Origin of the sequence: Bradyrhizobium sp. CCBAU 11386, assembly GCF_028128955.1 — a bacterium.
GTDB lineage: Bacteria > Pseudomonadota > Alphaproteobacteria > Rhizobiales > Xanthobacteraceae > Bradyrhizobium.
In genome coordinates this window covers 151588-166301 of sequence record NZ_LBKA01000256.1, presented here as the reverse complement: position 1 = coordinate 166301, position 14714 = coordinate 151588, and the positions used below count along the sequence as shown (strand labels likewise).

Annotated in this window: 16 protein-coding genes; 5 read left to right on the top strand and 11 right to left on the bottom strand. The window is 65.6% G+C overall.

Going from position 1 to position 14714, the window contains the following annotated elements:
* The 8 genes from XI09_RS37820 to XI09_RS37785 all read right to left on the bottom strand — a co-directional run bounded on the left by XI09_RS37820 (position 1) and on the right by XI09_RS37785 (position 8043).
* Positions 1–888 (bottom strand): YicC/YloC family endoribonuclease, encoded by an 888-nt coding sequence (locus tag XI09_RS37820; protein WP_271571432.1) that lies wholly within the window; start codon positions 886–888, stop codon positions 1–3.
* A 116-nt stretch (positions 889–1004) separates the two neighbouring features.
* A complete protein-coding gene (gene mltG, locus XI09_RS37815) occupies positions 1005–2282 on the bottom strand; it encodes an endolytic transglycosylase MltG (protein WP_271571431.1) in 1278 nt (425 codons plus the stop codon).
* Between the two features lie 125 nt (positions 2283–2407).
* Positions 2408–3673: a beta-ketoacyl-ACP synthase II gene (gene fabF / locus XI09_RS37810; RefSeq protein ID WP_271571430.1), complete on the bottom strand. Its 1266-nt coding sequence runs from the start codon at positions 3671–3673 to the stop codon at positions 2408–2410.
* A 108-nt stretch (positions 3674–3781) separates the two neighbouring features.
* Positions 3782–4021, bottom strand: a complete 240-nt coding sequence (locus tag XI09_RS37805; protein WP_008130699.1) for an acyl carrier protein — start codon at positions 4019–4021, stop codon at positions 3782–3784.
* A gap of 311 nt (positions 4022–4332) precedes the next feature.
* Positions 4333–5070: a 3-oxoacyl-[acyl-carrier-protein] reductase gene (gene fabG, locus XI09_RS37800; RefSeq protein WP_271571429.1), complete on the bottom strand. Its 738-nt coding sequence runs from the start codon at positions 5068–5070 to the stop codon at positions 4333–4335.
* A 103-nt stretch (positions 5071–5173) separates the two neighbouring features.
* A complete protein-coding gene (gene fabD, locus XI09_RS37795; RefSeq protein WP_271571491.1) occupies positions 5174–6133 on the bottom strand; it encodes an ACP S-malonyltransferase in 960 nt (319 codons plus the stop codon).
* A 173-nt stretch (positions 6134–6306) separates the two neighbouring features.
* Positions 6307–7332: a fatty acid desaturase family protein gene (locus XI09_RS37790; RefSeq protein ID WP_271571428.1), complete on the bottom strand. Its 1026-nt coding sequence runs from the start codon at positions 7330–7332 to the stop codon at positions 6307–6309.
* A gap of 3 nt (positions 7333–7335) precedes the next feature.
* Positions 7336–8043: a TetR/AcrR family transcriptional regulator C-terminal domain-containing protein gene (locus XI09_RS37785; RefSeq protein WP_271571427.1), complete on the bottom strand. Its 708-nt coding sequence runs from the start codon at positions 8041–8043 to the stop codon at positions 7336–7338.
* Between the two features lie 328 nt (positions 8044–8371).
* On the opposite strand from XI09_RS37785, the gene rpsF reads away from it, so the two are divergent.
* The 4 genes from rpsF to rplI all read left to right on the top strand — a co-directional run bounded on the left by rpsF (position 8372) and on the right by rplI (position 10879).
* Entirely contained in the window at positions 8372–8872 is a 501-nt protein-coding gene (gene rpsF / locus XI09_RS37780; protein WP_271571426.1) for a 30S ribosomal protein S6, read from the top strand.
* Between the two features lie 5 nt (positions 8873–8877).
* Complete coding sequence (rpsR, locus tag XI09_RS37775) at positions 8878–9117, top strand: 30S ribosomal protein S18 (protein WP_007592020.1); 240 nt, start codon at positions 8878–8880, stop codon at positions 9115–9117.
* A 128-nt stretch (positions 9118–9245) separates the two neighbouring features.
* Positions 9246–10223, top strand: coding sequence for a DUF2232 domain-containing protein (locus tag XI09_RS37770; protein ID WP_271571425.1), 978 nt, complete (start codon positions 9246–9248; stop codon positions 10221–10223).
* A 50-nt stretch (positions 10224–10273) separates the two neighbouring features.
* Positions 10274–10879 (top strand): 50S ribosomal protein L9, encoded by a 606-nt coding sequence (gene rplI, locus XI09_RS37765; RefSeq protein ID WP_011086852.1) that lies wholly within the window; start codon positions 10274–10276, stop codon positions 10877–10879.
* Between the two features lie 122 nt (positions 10880–11001).
* Here the strand turns inward: rplI and XI09_RS37760 are convergent, their stop codons facing one another.
* From XI09_RS37760 to XI09_RS37750, 3 genes are all read right to left on the bottom strand, one after another.
* Positions 11002–11469, bottom strand: a complete 468-nt coding sequence (locus XI09_RS37760) for a PaaI family thioesterase (protein ID WP_271571424.1) — start codon at positions 11467–11469, stop codon at positions 11002–11004.
* Positions 11470–11480: 11 nt separating this feature from the next.
* Positions 11481–12077, bottom strand: a complete 597-nt coding sequence (locus XI09_RS37755) for a TetR/AcrR family transcriptional regulator (RefSeq protein ID WP_271571423.1) — start codon at positions 12075–12077, stop codon at positions 11481–11483.
* A gap of 110 nt (positions 12078–12187) precedes the next feature.
* Positions 12188–13180 (bottom strand): hypothetical protein, encoded by a 993-nt coding sequence (locus XI09_RS37750; protein ID WP_271571422.1) that lies wholly within the window; start codon positions 13178–13180, stop codon positions 12188–12190.
* Between the two features lie 280 nt (positions 13181–13460).
* Between XI09_RS37750 and XI09_RS37745 the strand changes: the two genes are divergently transcribed.
* A complete protein-coding gene (locus tag XI09_RS37745) occupies positions 13461–14711 on the top strand; it encodes an SAM-dependent methyltransferase (RefSeq protein WP_271571421.1) in 1251 nt (416 codons plus the stop codon).
* Positions 14712–14714 lie beyond the last annotated feature (3 nt).

The following is a 14714-nucleotide window of genomic DNA, read 5'->3' as shown; positions in this document are numbered from 1 at the left end:
TCACTCCAGATTCTGGACCTGCTCGCGAAATTGCTCGACCACGTTTTTCATGGCGAGCCCCGTATTGGTGAGCTCGATGTCGTTCGACTTCGAGCAGCAGGTGTTGACCTCGCGGTGAAACTCCTGCGCCAGGAAGTCGAGCTTGCGCCCGATCGGGCCGCCCTTGCCGATCAGCTCGCGCGCCTGCGCGATATGCGAGGCGATGCGGTCGAGCTCCTCGCGGATGTCGGCCCTGGTCGCGATCAGGATCGCCTCCTGCATCAGGCGGTCGGAATCGAAACGGTCGGAGGTGTCCAGCAGCGCAGCGATCTGCTCGGCGAGCCTGGCCTTGATCGCCTCGGGCTTGCGGCCCGGCGCGGCCTCGGCCTTTTTCGCCAGCACCTCGACCTCGTCCACCCGCTGGGTCAGGATCTGGCCCAGCGAGGTCCCCTCGCGCTTGCGCATCTCGACGAGATCGGCGAGCGCCTTGTCGAAGGCTTCGGCCACAGCAGTGCGCGCCGCCTTGTCCTCCTCCTCATCGCCCTCGGGCTCGGCGACCTCGACGACGCCCTTGATGGCAAGGAGGCCGTCGACGCTCGGCGCCACCGCATCGACCTTGCCGGCGATCAGGGCAGCGGCCTTCAGGACGGCGTTGAGCACGTCCTCGTTGACGCGGACCGTGGCGGCGGCATTGGTGCGCTTGACGGTGAGATTGGCGTAGACGGTGCCACGCGACAAAAGCTCGCCCGCGCGCTTCTTGGCATACGCCTCGAGCTCGTCAAACCCCTGCGGCAGCCGCACCCTGAGGTCAAAGCCCTTGGCATTGACCGACTTCAATTCCCATTCGAACGTGTACGGCCCGCTAGCGCCGTGGCTTCGGGCAAAGCCGGTCATGGACGACAGCGCCATCAGGTCAAATTCTCCAGAAACACAGGATTCGCGAGGCCATCAAGGCACGCGAATCTTAAGACTATTTTGCCGGAAAGTGGAATCCGCAAAGTCCCGTAGGCAGATCTGCGCGCGGCCTAGCGCTGGACCACCGGCGGCGAAGGCTGCACCGCGCCCTGCCGGGCAGGAGCGGGATTGGCGGGGCGAGGAGCAGCCGGCGGCTTCTTCTGCTGATTCGGCCGTGCCGGTGTGGTCGCCGTCGGCGTGTCGGCAGCGCCGGGCGCAGCGGCTGCCGGCGGCTGCGCATCCTCGGCCGGCTCGACCGTGTCGTTCTGGATCTGCTTCTCCATCGCGCGCAGCTTGGCGACGTTCTTCTGGTGCGCGTCGTAGGTCTCGGTGAAGGCATGTCCGCCGGTGCCGTCGGCGACGAAATAGAGGTCGCGGGTGCGGGCCGGGTTGGCGGCGGCTTCGAGCGAGGCGCGGCCGGGATTGGAGATCGGGCCCGGCGGCAGCCCCTCGATCACATAGGTGTTGTAGGGCGAGGGCTGCGTGATCTCGCTGCGCTTGATCGGGCGGCCCAGCGTGCCCTTGCCGCCGACGAGGCCATAGATGATGGTCGGATCGGACTGGAGCTTGATCTTCTGCTTCAGGCGATTGACGAACACGGCGGCGACGCGGCTGCGCTCGTCCGGCTTGCCGGTCTCCTTCTCGACGATCGAGGCCAGCGTCACCAGCTGCTCCGGAGTCTTGACCGGAATGTCCTGGCTGCGACGCTCCCAGATCTCGGTCAGCACGCGCTTGTGCGCCTGCTGCATGCGCTGGATCACCTGCTCGCGCGTGGTGCCGCGCGGGAACTTGTAGGTCTCGGGCAAGAGCGTGCCCTCGCGCGGCAGCTCGCGCACGCTGCCGGTGAAGATATCGTTGTCGGAGAGCCGTGCCACGATCTGCTCGGAGGTCAGGCCTTCGGGAATCGTAACCGCATGCTGCACCACCTTGCCCTCGACGATGGTGGCGATAACGTCGCGCAAGGACGCGTTCTTCTGGAACGAATACTCGCCGGGCTTGAGGTCCGAACTCGCCTTCAGCGCGGCCACGCTTGCAATGAACACCCACGGGTTGACGTCGGTCACGCCTTCCCGGTTCAGCGTCTCGGCGATGTCGCGCTTGCCGGCGCGCTGCGGGATATTGACGATCTTGTCTTCCTTGAGCGGACCCGGCGTTTCGAGCACCTGCCGGCCGTAGTAATAGACGGCGCCCGCACCGATCATGGTGATCAGGAGGAGCGTGATGATGGCGTTGCCGACGATCACAAAGGGATTGCGCGCGCGGTCCGATCGCTTCGGCGGCGGCGGGACCTGCTCGGGCTCGAGCGCTGCCCGCGGACTCCGGGGCGAAATGGGCGGCCTTTCACTCATCGAAGCAACCTGAATCCTGCCGGTTCAATCGCGGCCTGACAATCGTTTGCCCTGCCAAATGCACGCGCCCACTACCATGACTATCGCCGAATACGGCAAAACGGTGGATTCGTTTCAAACGCAAACTAATTGACCAAACGGCGGACGATCACCGACGCATTGGTACCGCCAAAACCAAAAGAGTTCGACAACGCGACGTTGACCTCTCGCTTCTTCGCCGTGTGCGGCACGAGATCGATCGCAGTTTCGACCGACGGATTGTCGAGGTTGATGGTCGGCGGCACGACATTATCGCGAATCGCGAGAATGGCGAAGATCGCCTCGATCGCACCGGCCGCGCCGAGCAGATGACCGGTCGACGATTTGGTCGAGGACATCGCGACCTTGGAGGCGGCATTGCCGAGCAGACGCTCGACCGCACCGAGCTCGATCTCGTCACCGAGCGGCGTCGAGGTGCCGTGCGCGTTGATGTAGTCGAGATCGGACGCCGTGAGGCCGGCGCGCTTCAGCGCTGCCGCCATGCTGCGGAAGCCGCCATCGCCGTCGGGCGACGGCGAGGTGATGTGATAAGCATCGCCCGACAGACCATAGCCGATCACTTCGGCATAGATCCTGGCGCCGCGGCGCCTGGCGTGCTCGAGCTCTTCCAGGACGAGGACGCCGGCGCCTTCGCCCATCACGAAGCCGTCGCGATCCTTGTCGTAGGGACGCGAAGCCTTCTCGGGTGTCTCGTTGAAACCGGTCGAGAGCGCGCGCGCGGCGTTGAAGCCGGCAATGCCGATACGGCAGATCGGCGACTCGGCGCCACCCGCGACCATGACGTCGGCATCGCCCAGCGCGATCAGGCGGGCGGCATCGCCGACCGCATGTGCCCCGGTCGAGCAGGCCGTGACCACCGAATGGTTCGGCCCCTTCAGCCCGTGCGCGATCGAGACATAGCCGGAGGCGAGATTGATCAGGCGGCCCGGAATGAAGAAGGGCGACACCCGGCGCGGGCCGCGTTCCTTCAGCAGGATCGCGGTCTCGGCAATGCCGTTGAGGCCGCCGATGCCGGAACCGATCATGGTGCCGGTCGCGCACTTGTCCTCTTCGGTTTCGGGATGCCAGTTGGCATCGTCGAGCGCCTGGCCGGCCGCGGCCATGCCGAAGATGATGAAGTCGTCGACCTTGCGCTGGTCCTTCGGCTCCATCCACTTGTCGGGATTGAAGGTGTCGTTCGACCCGTCGCCGCGCACCACCGTGCAGGCGATCTTGGTCTGAAGATCGGAGACATCGAAGCTCTCGATCCTGCGCGCACCGCTTTCGCCGTTGAGGATGCGTTTCCAGGTCGGCTCGACGCCACAGCCGAGTGGCGAGACCATGCCGAGACCCGTGACGACAACCCGCCTCATATCCGAAAACTCCGCATCGAAAGATTCACGGCCAATAGCAAGAAACCGGCTGACCGCTGCGAAGCGGCCCGTCCGGTTTCAATGTTGTCCCCGCGAAAATGAAGAGCCTTAGCTCTTCGCGTTCTTCTCGAGAAACTTCGTGGCGTCGCCGACGGTGAGAATCGTTTCCGCGGCGTCGTCCGGAATCTCGCAACCGAATTCTTCTTCGAACGCCATCACCAGCTCGACGGTGTCCAGACTGTCGGCGCCGAGGTCGTCGATGAAGCTCGCGGCGTCGACAACCTTCTCGGGTTCAACACCAAGGTGTTCGACCACGATCTTCTTAACCCGCTCGCCAATGTCACTCATTGCATAACCTCGTGTTGTTCCCTGTAGACCCGACCCCCCGGGACGATACGAGCCGTCGTGGTCGTTGACTGCCTTCGCTTACGAACTTTGATTGGCCCCATCCTAACCGATGCAGGGCCCGGCGAACGACGGCCAAGGCTCCGCATCGCCAATATACAGGGTTTCAAAAACCTGCAATGGCGTTCTTTGCCCATCCGTTGAAGGTCCGGTTACCATACTTCAACTGCCTTGACTACAAGCCTCATTTCGCACCGGAAACGGCCGTTTGCCGCATCCCGCACCGCCATGTGGGCGGCCACGGAACGAGGGCTTCAGATCATGGCCATGCCGCCGTTGACATGGATGGTTTGCCCGGTGACGTAGGCCGCTTCGTTTGAGCTCAGGTAGACGGCGGCGGCCGCGATGTCCTCGGGCGTCCCCAGCCGGGCTGCCGGAACCTTGGACAAAATCGTCTCGCGCTGCTTGTCATTGAGCGCGTCCGTCATCGGCGTCTTGATGAAGCCGGGCGCGATGCAGTTGGCGGTGACGCCGCGCTTGGCGTATTCGGCACCCAGCGTCTTGATCATGCCGATCAAGCCTGCCTTCGACGCCGTGTAGTTGCCCTGCCCGGGATTGCCGGTGACGCCGACCACCGAGGTGATGGCGATGATGCGGCCGAAGCGCTTGCGCATCATCAATTTGGTGGCGGCGCGCGCCAGGCGGAAGGTCGCGGTCAAGTTGACGTTGATGACCTCCTCCCAATCCTCGTCGCGAAGCTGCACGAAGAGATTGTCGCGGGTGATGCCGGCATTGGCGACGAGGATGTCGACCTGGCCCATCGCGGCTTCCGCGGCGGGCACCAGCGCCTCGACCTCGTCGGCCTTGGACAGATTGCACGGCAGCACGAAGGTGCGCTCGCCGAGCTTGCCGGCAAGCTCATCCAGCACTTCCTTCCGCGTCCCTGATATCGCGACCGTGGCGCCCTGCGCGTGCAGCGCCTGCGCGATTGCGCCGCCGATGCCGCCGGTCGCGCCGGTGACGAGCGCCTTTTTGCCAGTCAGATCGAACATCGATAACTCCTTCAAAGCACGATCCGGAAAAGTGCGCAGCGGTTTTCCGGAAAGATCGTGCGCAAACTTAAAGAACCAGAGCGCGATGACGAATCATCGCGCTTCAGGCCTGCTTCGCAGCGGCCAGTGCATCCTTGGCGGCCGCAATGTCGTTCGGCCCGCCCACGGCGACACCGACGGCGCCGTCGGCGATACGCTTGACGAGACCCGTCAGCACCTTGCCGGCGCCGATCTCGAAGAAACGGGTAACGCCCTGCCCTGCCATATAGGCAACCGACTCGCGCCAGCGCACCGTTCCGGTGACCTGCTCGACCAGGCGGCGGCGGATCTCGTCGGGATCGGTGATGGCGGTTGCCAGCACATTCGATACCAGCGGGGCTGCCGGGGCCTTGATCGTGACCTTGGCCAGCGCCTCCGCCATGGCGTCGGCAGCCGGCTGCATCAGCTTGCAATGGAAGGGTGCGGACACCGGCAGCAGCATCGCGCGCTTGGCCCCCTTGGCCTTGGCGATCTCGACGGCGCGATCGACCGCCGCCTTGTCGCCGGAGACGACCACCTGCCCGCCGCCATTGTCGTTGGCGGCCTGGCAGACCTGACCCTGCGCCGCCGCATTGGCGACGTCCATGGCGGCCTCGTAATCGAGACCGAGCAGCGCGGCCATGGCGCCGGCGCCGACCGGCACGGCTTTTTGCATTGCGAGACCGCGGGTGCGAAGCAGCCGCGCGGTGTCGGAAACAGTCAGGCTGCCGGCCGCGGCCAGCGCCGAATATTCACCCAGCGAGTGGCCGGCGACAAAGGCCGCGTCCCGCCCCACGGAAAAACCGGCTTCAGCCTCGAGCACGCGCAGGGTCGCAACGGAAACCGCCATAAGCGCCGGCTGGGCGTTTTCGGTGAGCTGGAGGGTTTCGGCCGGGCCATCCCAGATGGTGGCCGTCAACTTCTCCCCAAGCGCTGCATCGACCTCGTCGAATACGGCGCGCGCCACCGGGAAGGCGTCGGCCAGGGCCTTGCCCATGCCAACCGCCTGGGACCCCTGCCCCGGAAATGTGAATGCTGCCGTCATCGGCGCTCCCTGCTTGTCGAGCACGATCCCTGCTTAGAACCGGCAGCCGATTACGCGCGGCCTTGGGCCATGGTTCCGGATCGTGCTTCAAAGGGGGCCGTAGACACCGTCCGGGCCTGCAATGTCAAGCCAGGATGGGAACCTCGACCGGCATTCAACTGGGGATGCGCCCCTTAAAACCCACCCGCCTTCTGATCGGCGCCGACCTCGGCGCCAGCCCGTGCGCGGCGCGCGTTGCTGGCCAATTGCCCCGGCCGGTCGTCACGATTCGGCCTGGCGGTGGCGAGCCGCAGCACGGCGGCGTAGTTCGGCTGCACTTCCATGCGGCCGGCATGCCGGCTCTCGCTGAGCAGGCGATGGACCTTCGGCAGATTGTAGCAGGGCACGTAGAACAGGAGATGATGCTCGAGGTGATAGTTCACGTAATACGGCGCGATGAACAGGCGCTCGAGAAAATTGGCATGCGTGGTGCGGGTGTTGCGCAGGGGATCGCGGCTGTCGGGGACGACGGCATGCTCGGCGATGTTGCGGATGCGGGTGATGACCATCATCCAGGTCAGCAGCGGCACCAGCCATAGCAACGGATAGGCCCACCACAGGCCGGCCGCCGCAAGCGCTGCGAACATCGCGGCATTGACGAGGCATTGCGGGCCGAGCTTCTCCCAGAAATGCGCCGCGCGCTGCCGCCACGGCCAGTCCTGCGGGCCGAGGGCGTTGAGCAGTTGCGCCTTGCGCTGCTGGTAGCCGGTCTGCCCGGTGATGTCGCGAATGAACTTGCGGCGATAGCTCAGCTGCGTGATCGGAAATGGCGCCGACAGCACGAGATCGGGATCGTCCTCCTGCTGGGTCCGCGCGTGGTGCTGCAAGTGATAGCGGCGATAGGCGCGCGTCTCCGCAAAGACGGGATAAGCGCAGAACCACTGGCTCAGCGTCAAATTGGTGTTCTCGTCGGCGGAGAGACAACCATGCGCGCCGTCGTGCATGAGAATCGACAGGCCCAGTTGGCGCGAGCCGACAATGGCGACGGCGAAGATATAAGTCAGCGGATTGGGCCACCACGCGACCAGCGCGATCGCGCCAATGATCAGCGCCCAGGCATGCGCGATCAGTGCGACACCCTTCCAGGTTACGCGCTGGCGCACGTCGACGAGCTGGTCCTCGGTCAGGAAATCGCGGGCACGCATGCGAAGCGCGGTCATGGCCTAGCTCTCCTCATCCGAAGTGGTCGATGCGTCGCGGTCGTCGACGAGGCGCAGGCGCGCGGCGTCGCCGGCGGATTTCGCCTGCTCGCCAAGCACGCGCAGCATCTCGGCGCAGAGTTCATCCGGCGAGCGGCCCATGGCGTAGCCTTCGAGGATGACGCCGATGGCGACGGCCCAGAACCGCCGCGAGCTCTCGTCGGGCGCGCGCAGGGAACGCCAGCCATGGCGCGCGACCTGGCTCGCATAGGCACGCGCGCCCTCGGCGTGCAGACGCTCGATGGTGCGCTCGACCAGCGGCGCGAGATCCTGGCGACGCCGCGTCAGCGTCAACGCCTCCGCGAAGAAAGCGACCGAATCGCTCGCCGTCACCGTCTCGGCCAGAGCGTGGGTGTAGTCCCGCGGCGTGCGCGCCTTCAGCGCCGCCTGCTCGGTCGCGCGGGCCAGATACAGGAGCTCGCGGCAGGCGCATTCGACGAACAGCGCCTCCTTGGTGCGGAAATAGTAGGTGATCTGGCTCGGAAATGCGTCCGCGGCGGCCGCGATGTCGGTGATCGAGGCGCCCGACAGTCCCCGCTCCCGGAACAGCGGGCTGGCCGCATCCAGCAGCAGCGAGCGCATTTTGCGGCCGGCCGAGCGTGTGGCGCGCGCCGCATGCCTGGGGTCGCCGGCCGCCGTCTCGGATGGGGCGTGGGCAGATTTGTCTGCCATTGGATCCTCCCGTCGATTTATTTGTATGCCATACAAACAAATAAATCAAGTTGAGGGGGCTCGCCCGCGCCCAGGCGGGCGCCAAGGGCCGAAACCTGGCCCTCCAACCTTGCAAAGCCGGTCAAAATCCGTATAAGGCGCGCATCCGCAGACCCCGGCCGGGAGCTGAACGGACGGTCTCAACAAATCATTCGTGATTTTGGTGTGGCAGGGCCAGTCGGCCCGTCGTCCCGTGTTTCCGCCTTCTGAGCTTAATCCCAGAGTCCTTTCCGAAGGTCTCTTAAGGGCTTGACGCCGGGCGATGCGCCAACATGAGGAAAGGACTTCCATGCCTCTTTACGAGCATGTTTTTCTCGCGCGCCAAGACGCGAGCCCGCAGCAGGTCGAAGAGCTGACTGCGCAGATGAGCGGTATCGTCGAGGGTCTCGGCGGCAAGATCACCAAGACCGAGAACTGGGGCGTTCGCTCCCTCACCTACCGCATGAACAAGAACCGCAAGGCGCACTTCGTGCTGCTCAACATCGACGCGCCGTCCGCGGCGATCGCCGAGATCGAGCGCCAGGAGCGCATCAGCGAAGACGTGATCCGCTATCTCAGCGTCCGCGTCGAGGAGCTCGAGGAAGGCCCGTCCGCGATGATGCGCAAGGCCGACCGCGACCGCGAGCGTGACGACCGTGGCGGCGGCTTCCGCGGCGAGCGCGAAGGCGGCTTCCGTGGTGACCGCGAGGGTGGTTTTCGTGGCGGCGATCGCGACGGTGGTGGCTTCCGCGGTGACCGCGGTCCGCGCCGTCCGCGCGAAGAAGCCGAAACCACGACGGATGGGGAGTAAGATCAATGGCTGAAGCTGGTGCACGCCGTCCGTTTTTCCGTCGTCGCAAGAGCTGCCCGTTCACGGGCGCCAATGCTCCGAAGATCGACTACAAGGACTCCAAGCTGCTGATGCGTTACGTCTCCGAGCGCGGCAAGATCGTGCCGAGCCGCATCACCGCAGTGTCCGCGAAGAAGCAGCGTGAGCTCGCCCGCGCCATCAAGCGCGCGCGCTTCCTGGGCCTGCTGCCCTACGTCATTCGCTAAGACGAACTCGGCCGGCGGCGACATCGCCGCCGGCCGCACTCTCTAAGTTTCATAAGGCTTCCGGGTCGTCCGGTCGCCGATGGTTGGGGCGAGACGCCTCTAACCGCTCGAAGGGAGCGGGACAGCTGATGATGGCCTTTGGACTGATAGCCCTGATCGCCGGCGCTGCGTCGGCCCTGATGTTCGCCTCGATCGTGTCGGGCGCGCTGATCTCGCTCGTCCTGTTCTATCTCGCACCGCTGCCGCTGATGGTCGCCGCGATCGGCTGGGGACCGCTTTGCGCGAGCCTTGGCGGCATCGCCGCCGCGATCGGCCTCGGCGCCCTGTTCGGCCTGCCCTACTGCATCGCCTTCGCCGTCACCGTCGCGCTGCCGGCCTGGTGGCTCGGCCATCTCGTCCTGCTCAGCCGGCAGGTGGGACATGTCACGCCGGACGCCGCGACCGAGCCGCCGGCCGGGCCTGAGCTCGAGTGGTACCCGGTCGGCCGCATCCTGCTGTGGATCGCGGGCTTCGCCACCCTGACCACAATCGCCGCCCTGCTCACGCTCGGCACCGACGCCGACACCATCATGGGCACGCTGCGGCGCGGCCTGATGCGCATCCTCCGCGCCACCGATCCGCAAGCCTCCGGTGAAGCCGACCAGTTCGTCGACGCGCTGGTGCGCATCGCGCCAGCCGCCGCCACCATCGTCGCAATGATGACGCTGACCCTCAACCTCTGGCTCAGCGCCAAGGTGACGGCGACGTCGGGCCGGCTGCGCCGCCCCTGGCCGGATCTGATGACGGCCGAGCTGCCGCCGATGACGCTCGTGGCGCTCTGCATCGCGCTCGCCTTCTGCTTCACCGGCGGGCTGCTGGCGATCGTCGCGCAGATCACAACGGCGGCGCTGATGATGAGTTACGCGCTCACCGGCTTTGCCGTGCTGCATACGCTGACGCTCGCACTGAAGAGCCGCACGTTCTGGCTCGGCTCGACCTACGCCGTCGTCGTCGTGTTCGGATGGCCTGTCATCGCGATGGTGATCCTGGGCCTTGCGGATGCCGTGTTCGGCTTCCGCGAGCGCTTCCTGCGCAGCCGCCAGCCGCCGCCGCTGCCGACCCCTTAAGTCCAACCCTGAAACCCAGAACTCACAGAGCACTTCAAAGGAGAACGAATATGGAAGTCATTTTGCTGGAACGCGTCAACAAGCTCGGCCAGATGGGCGAAGTCGTGAAGGTTCGCGACGGCTACGCCCGTAATTTCCTGCTCAAGCGCGGCAAGGCGCTGCGCGCCACCGCCGACAACCGCGCCAAGTACGACGGCATGAAGGCCGACCTCGAGGCCCGCAACCTCGCGTCCAAGGCCGAGGCGTCCAAGGTCGCCGAGAAGATCCAGGGCAAGAACATCATCGTGATCCGCCAGGCCTCGGAAGCCGGCCAGCTGTTCGGCTCGGTCAACGTGCGCGACATCGTCGTCGCGTTCGAAGCCGACGGCATCTCGCTCGCCCGCCCGCAGATCCAGCTCGACGCACCGATCAAGACCATCGGCAAGCACACCATCACCGTCGCCGTTCACCCCGAGGTCGAGGTCGAGATCACCGTCACGGTTGCGCGCAGCCAGGACGAGGCCGAGCGCATCAACCGCGGCGAGGACATCTCGACCCGCAACGAGGACCGCGACGCGGCCGCCGAGGCGATCGCCGCCGCCGGCGAGTTCTTCGATCCGGAAGCCCAGCACGACGACGTCGAGCCGGCCCCGGCTGCGGAAGAGACCGAGAAGTAAGCAACAACACACCTCGTCATGCGCGGGCTTGACCCGCGCATCCATCAAAAGAGTTTTGCTCAAGAAGATGGATTGCCGGGTCAAGCCCGGCAATGACGAGAGAGTGGATCAGCCCGGCCGCATCAAGCGGCCGGGCTTTTCGTTTTGGCGGCGACATCCTCGCTCAGCATCGCGATCGAGGCGAGCGCGGTTGCCGTATGCTTCTCGACACCGTCGCTGACACAGAACACGTCGGCCGCAACCACGGAGACCTGGCGCCCTGGCTTGATCACTCTTGCCCGGCAGATCAGCTTCTCGCCGACAGCGGGCGACAACAAGTTGAGCTTGTACTCCGCCGTCAGCGCCGGCCGGCCGCGCGAGGTGGCGGCCGCGATCGTCGTGGCGTTGTCGACCAGAAAGGCGGTGACGCCGCCATGAAAGAAGCCGTGCTGCTGAAGCAGCTCCGGCCGGCGCTCCACCGCGATCGTGCAGGTGCCGCGCGACAATTCCGAGAGCTCGGCGCCAACGAGGTTCATGAAGCCCTGGCGGCCGACATTGGCGTGGATGCGCTCGGCCACGGCCGCAAATTCCGGATCTGCTTCGGCTCGCATGACACCTCTCCTTATTGCTTGTTGATGCGATCGGGCGGCCGCAGCGCGCGGATGGCGCAGGCGACCAGCGTGTCGGCCTCGCTCCGCGGATCGGCACGATCGCGACCCGACAGGAACGCGCGGCAGAAGATCTGCGCCGGGCCGATGAGCTGGCTGATGAACGTCACCGGTGTCATCGGCAGAAGCTCGCCGCCGGCAACCAGCGGCGCGCGCCAGCGTTCGATGCCTTCGGCAAGGCGCGCATTCTGTGCGCGCTGGGCGTCGCGGACATCCTCGCCCCATTCGCTGCGCGAGATCTCGAAGAGATAGCGGGCCTCGCGCCGGCTCGACACGACCCAGTCGAGATGCGCCCGGATCAGGCGATCGATGCCCTGTTCGGTGTCAGGCACGGGATCGAGCGCGGCCAGCACTGCGGCGTGATAATGCCGCAGCACCTCCAGGAACAACGCGCCGGCCAGCTCCTTCTTCGACCCGAAGACATGAAAGAAGCTGCCGTTGGAGGCGCGCGCTTTGGCGCGGATCGCAGCCACCGTCGCAGCCTCGAAGCCGGCGCGGTCGAACACGAACAGCCCCGCCGCCAACAGGTCGTCACGCATGCTTGCCGACATCGGCGCCTCCTAGAGTATCACTCTAGAGTAATGCTCTAATCACAGTCAAGACGATGCGAGGGCCGCGGTGAACGCGGCCCTCGCATCGCGATCTGAAAATGCGGGTTGGCCTAGCGCGAAATCGGCGGCGCCGGCGGTCCTGATGACTCCGCCGGCGGCGGGGCCGCAGCGGTCGCGGGCGGCGCCGGCTCCTGCGGCTTGGCCACCGGCTCGGAGCTTGCGGCAGGCGCGGCAGGCTTGGGAGCCGCCTCTTCCGCCGCCTTGGGCGCGGCTGGCTCGGCCGGCTTCGTAGCGGCCGCCGGCGGGGCCGGCGTCACCTGCGGCACCGGATCGGGCCGCAGCGCCGGAGCGTCACTGCTGCGCGGCTCGACCTTGGCGCTCTCCGGCTTCGGCTCGGCGGGTTTCTCAGTCGCCTTCTCTGGCTTGGACTCGTCACGACCGGGTTCGACCTTGGCGCTCTCGGGCTTGGACTCGGCCTTCGGCTCGCTCTTCTTCTCTTCAGTGGCCGGCGCGGCGGCGTCGACCTTCGGCGCTTCCTCGGTCCCGGGCTTGCCGCGACGCTTGGCTTTGCGCCCCTCAGGCGCCGCCTGGCCCTCGGGCTTTAGACCTTCCCTGGCGCCCTCTTCGGCAGGCCGCGCGGCGCGCTTCTGACGCGCGCCCTCGGCCGCGGGAGCTGCAGCCTCACCTTCCGGCTTGGCCTCCTGGGAGCGCTGGCGACGGCCCTGATGTTCGGGCGACTGCGCAGGATTGGTGCTCGCTTCCTTGTCCTTGGCGCCGTCCTTCTTGTCCTTGCCGTCCTTGCCACCATCCTTGGCCTGGTAGCGGGTGTCGGTGGCGCCGTTCGAAACAAGGTAGGAAGCCAGCACGCCGGCCATGTCGGAGCTGGTGGTGTAGTGCTGACGCAGGAAACCCGGCAGCGAACCCGGCGCGACGGTCTTCAGCAGCCCCCTCGGGCTCTTGTGGCAGGCATTGCAGGTCTGCGCGAAGAGCTGGGATGGGGCCTTGCCGGCCTCGAGGTTCGTCGCCTGCGCAAGAGCGGCATCGGTCGCGCCGAAGCCGATCAGAAGCACTACCGTCGCGAGGCTGAGCGCTCGGCTCGACATTCCCATCATCTCCATTGAATTTCCGCGAATGCAGCCGGCATCCCGGCGCGGCGGCGGTCACCTTTTAGCGGATTGAGCCGCGAATGGAAGCAGGCTCCGCGCGCAAGGATGTGATTAAGCGCTTTTGGAATATCGGCTTTGAATACAGCGCAATAGCGGGAGCGGACGACCCTCCCTAGATTTAGATGCAAGCGCATAGGAACCAGAGCGGGACCTGAGCGTCTGATGTGAAAGCCGGGTTAGTCGCATCTCTTCGGGTTCGCTCGAGAGGAAGGTGTCGATGGACCGTTTGTTGCGTCAATTCCTGTCTCAATTCATTCGCCGCGGGTCGATGACGGTGACCACGGCGAAGGGGGCGAAGTTCACCGTCGGCAACGGCTCGGGCGAGCCGATCGCAGTCCGTTTCGTCACTGCGGACGCAGAACGAAAGATCCTCATCAATCCCGAGCTCGGGCTTGGCGAGGCCTATATGGACGGCGAGTTCGTCGTCGAGCGCGGCACCATAGCTGATGCCCTCGCGATCCTGCTCGATCAACCCGACCTATTGCCGCAGTGGGCAAAACCCTGGTGGCACCTGCGCTATCTGACGCGACATCTGAAGCAGTTCAATCCGCGCTCGCGCTCGCGTCGCAATGTCGCGCATCACTACGATCTCGACGCCCGGCTCTATTCGCTCTTCCTCGACGCCGACAAGCAATATAGCTGCGCCTATTTCGAGGCGCCGGAGAGCACGCTCGACGATGCGCAGCTCGCCAAGAAGCGGCACATCGCCGCGAAGCTGCGCGTCACGGCTGGCCAGCGCGTGCTCGACATCGGCTCGGGCTGGGGCGGGCTCGGGATCTATCTCGCCGAGATCGCAGACGCCGACGTCACCGGCATCACGCTGTCGACAGAGCAGTTGCAGACCGCCAATGCGCGCGCGGCCGAAAAGGGCCTGACCGGATCGGCCAAATTCCTGCTCCAGGACTATCGCGACATTGACGGCCCGTTCGACCGTATCGTCTCGGTCGGCATGCTGGAGCATGTCGGGGTCAGGTTCTACGACGCTTACTTCCAGCGCTGCGCCGAACTCCTGAGCGAGGACGGTGTCATGCTGCTGCATTCGATCGGCCGTTCGCAGGGCCCGGATTCCACCAATCCCTGGATCGCCAAATACATCTTCCCGGGCGGTTACATCCCCGCTCTGTCCGAGGTGCTGCCGGCGATCGAGCGTGCGGGCCTGCTGGTCTGCGACATCGAGATCCTGCGGCTGCATTACGCCGAGACACTGAAGGCCTGGCGGGAGCGCTTCATGGCGCGGCGCGAGGAGGCCGTGCAACTTTACGACGAGCGCTTCGCGCTGATGTGGGAGTTTTATCTAGCGGCCAGCGAGATGACGTTCCGCAAGCAGCACATGATGAACTTCCAGATCCAGCTCACCAAGCGTCAGGGTGTGGTGCCGATGACCCGTGACTACATCACACACGAAGAAGCCCGCCTGCGGGCCATCGAAGGCGGCGCCAAGCCAAGGCTGAAGCTGGCTGGGGAATAGAGT

Coding starts and splice junctions, on each gene's coding strand:
- XI09_RS37820 (WP_271571432.1), bottom strand. CDS start 888: ATGGCGCTGTCGTCCATGACCGGCTTTGCCCGAAGCCACGGCGCTAGC.
- mltG (WP_271571431.1), bottom strand. CDS start 2,282: ATGAGTGAAAGGCCGCCCATTTCGCCCCGGAGTCCGCGGGCAGCGCTC.
- fabF (WP_271571430.1), bottom strand. CDS start 3,673: ATGAGGCGGGTTGTCGTCACGGGTCTCGGCATGGTCTCGCCACTCGGC.
- XI09_RS37805 (WP_008130699.1), bottom strand. CDS start 4,021: ATGAGTGACATTGGCGAGCGGGTTAAGAAGATCGTGGTCGAACACCTT.
- fabG (WP_271571429.1), bottom strand. CDS start 5,070: ATGTTCGATCTGACTGGCAAAAAGGCGCTCGTCACCGGCGCGACCGGC.
- fabD (WP_271571491.1), bottom strand. CDS start 6,133: ATGACGGCAGCATTCACATTTCCGGGGCAGGGGTCCCAGGCGGTTGGC.
- XI09_RS37790 (WP_271571428.1), bottom strand. CDS start 7,332: ATGACCGCGCTTCGCATGCGTGCCCGCGATTTCCTGACCGAGGACCAG.
- XI09_RS37785 (WP_271571427.1), bottom strand. CDS start 8,043: ATGGCAGACAAATCTGCCCACGCCCCATCCGAGACGGCGGCCGGCGAC.
- rpsF (WP_271571426.1), top strand. CDS start 8,372: ATGCCTCTTTACGAGCATGTTTTTCTCGCGCGCCAAGACGCGAGCCCG.
- rpsR (WP_007592020.1), top strand. CDS start 8,878: ATGGCTGAAGCTGGTGCACGCCGTCCGTTTTTCCGTCGTCGCAAGAGC.
- XI09_RS37770 (WP_271571425.1), top strand. CDS start 9,246: ATGATGGCCTTTGGACTGATAGCCCTGATCGCCGGCGCTGCGTCGGCC.
- rplI (WP_011086852.1), top strand. CDS start 10,274: ATGGAAGTCATTTTGCTGGAACGCGTCAACAAGCTCGGCCAGATGGGC.
- XI09_RS37760 (WP_271571424.1), bottom strand. CDS start 11,469: ATGCGAGCCGAAGCAGATCCGGAATTTGCGGCCGTGGCCGAGCGCATC.
- XI09_RS37755 (WP_271571423.1), bottom strand. CDS start 12,077: ATGTCGGCAAGCATGCGTGACGACCTGTTGGCGGCGGGGCTGTTCGTG.
- XI09_RS37750 (WP_271571422.1), bottom strand. CDS start 13,180: ATGTCGAGCCGAGCGCTCAGCCTCGCGACGGTAGTGCTTCTGATCGGC.
- XI09_RS37745 (WP_271571421.1), top strand. CDS start 13,461: ATGGACCGTTTGTTGCGTCAATTCCTGTCTCAATTCATTCGCCGCGGG.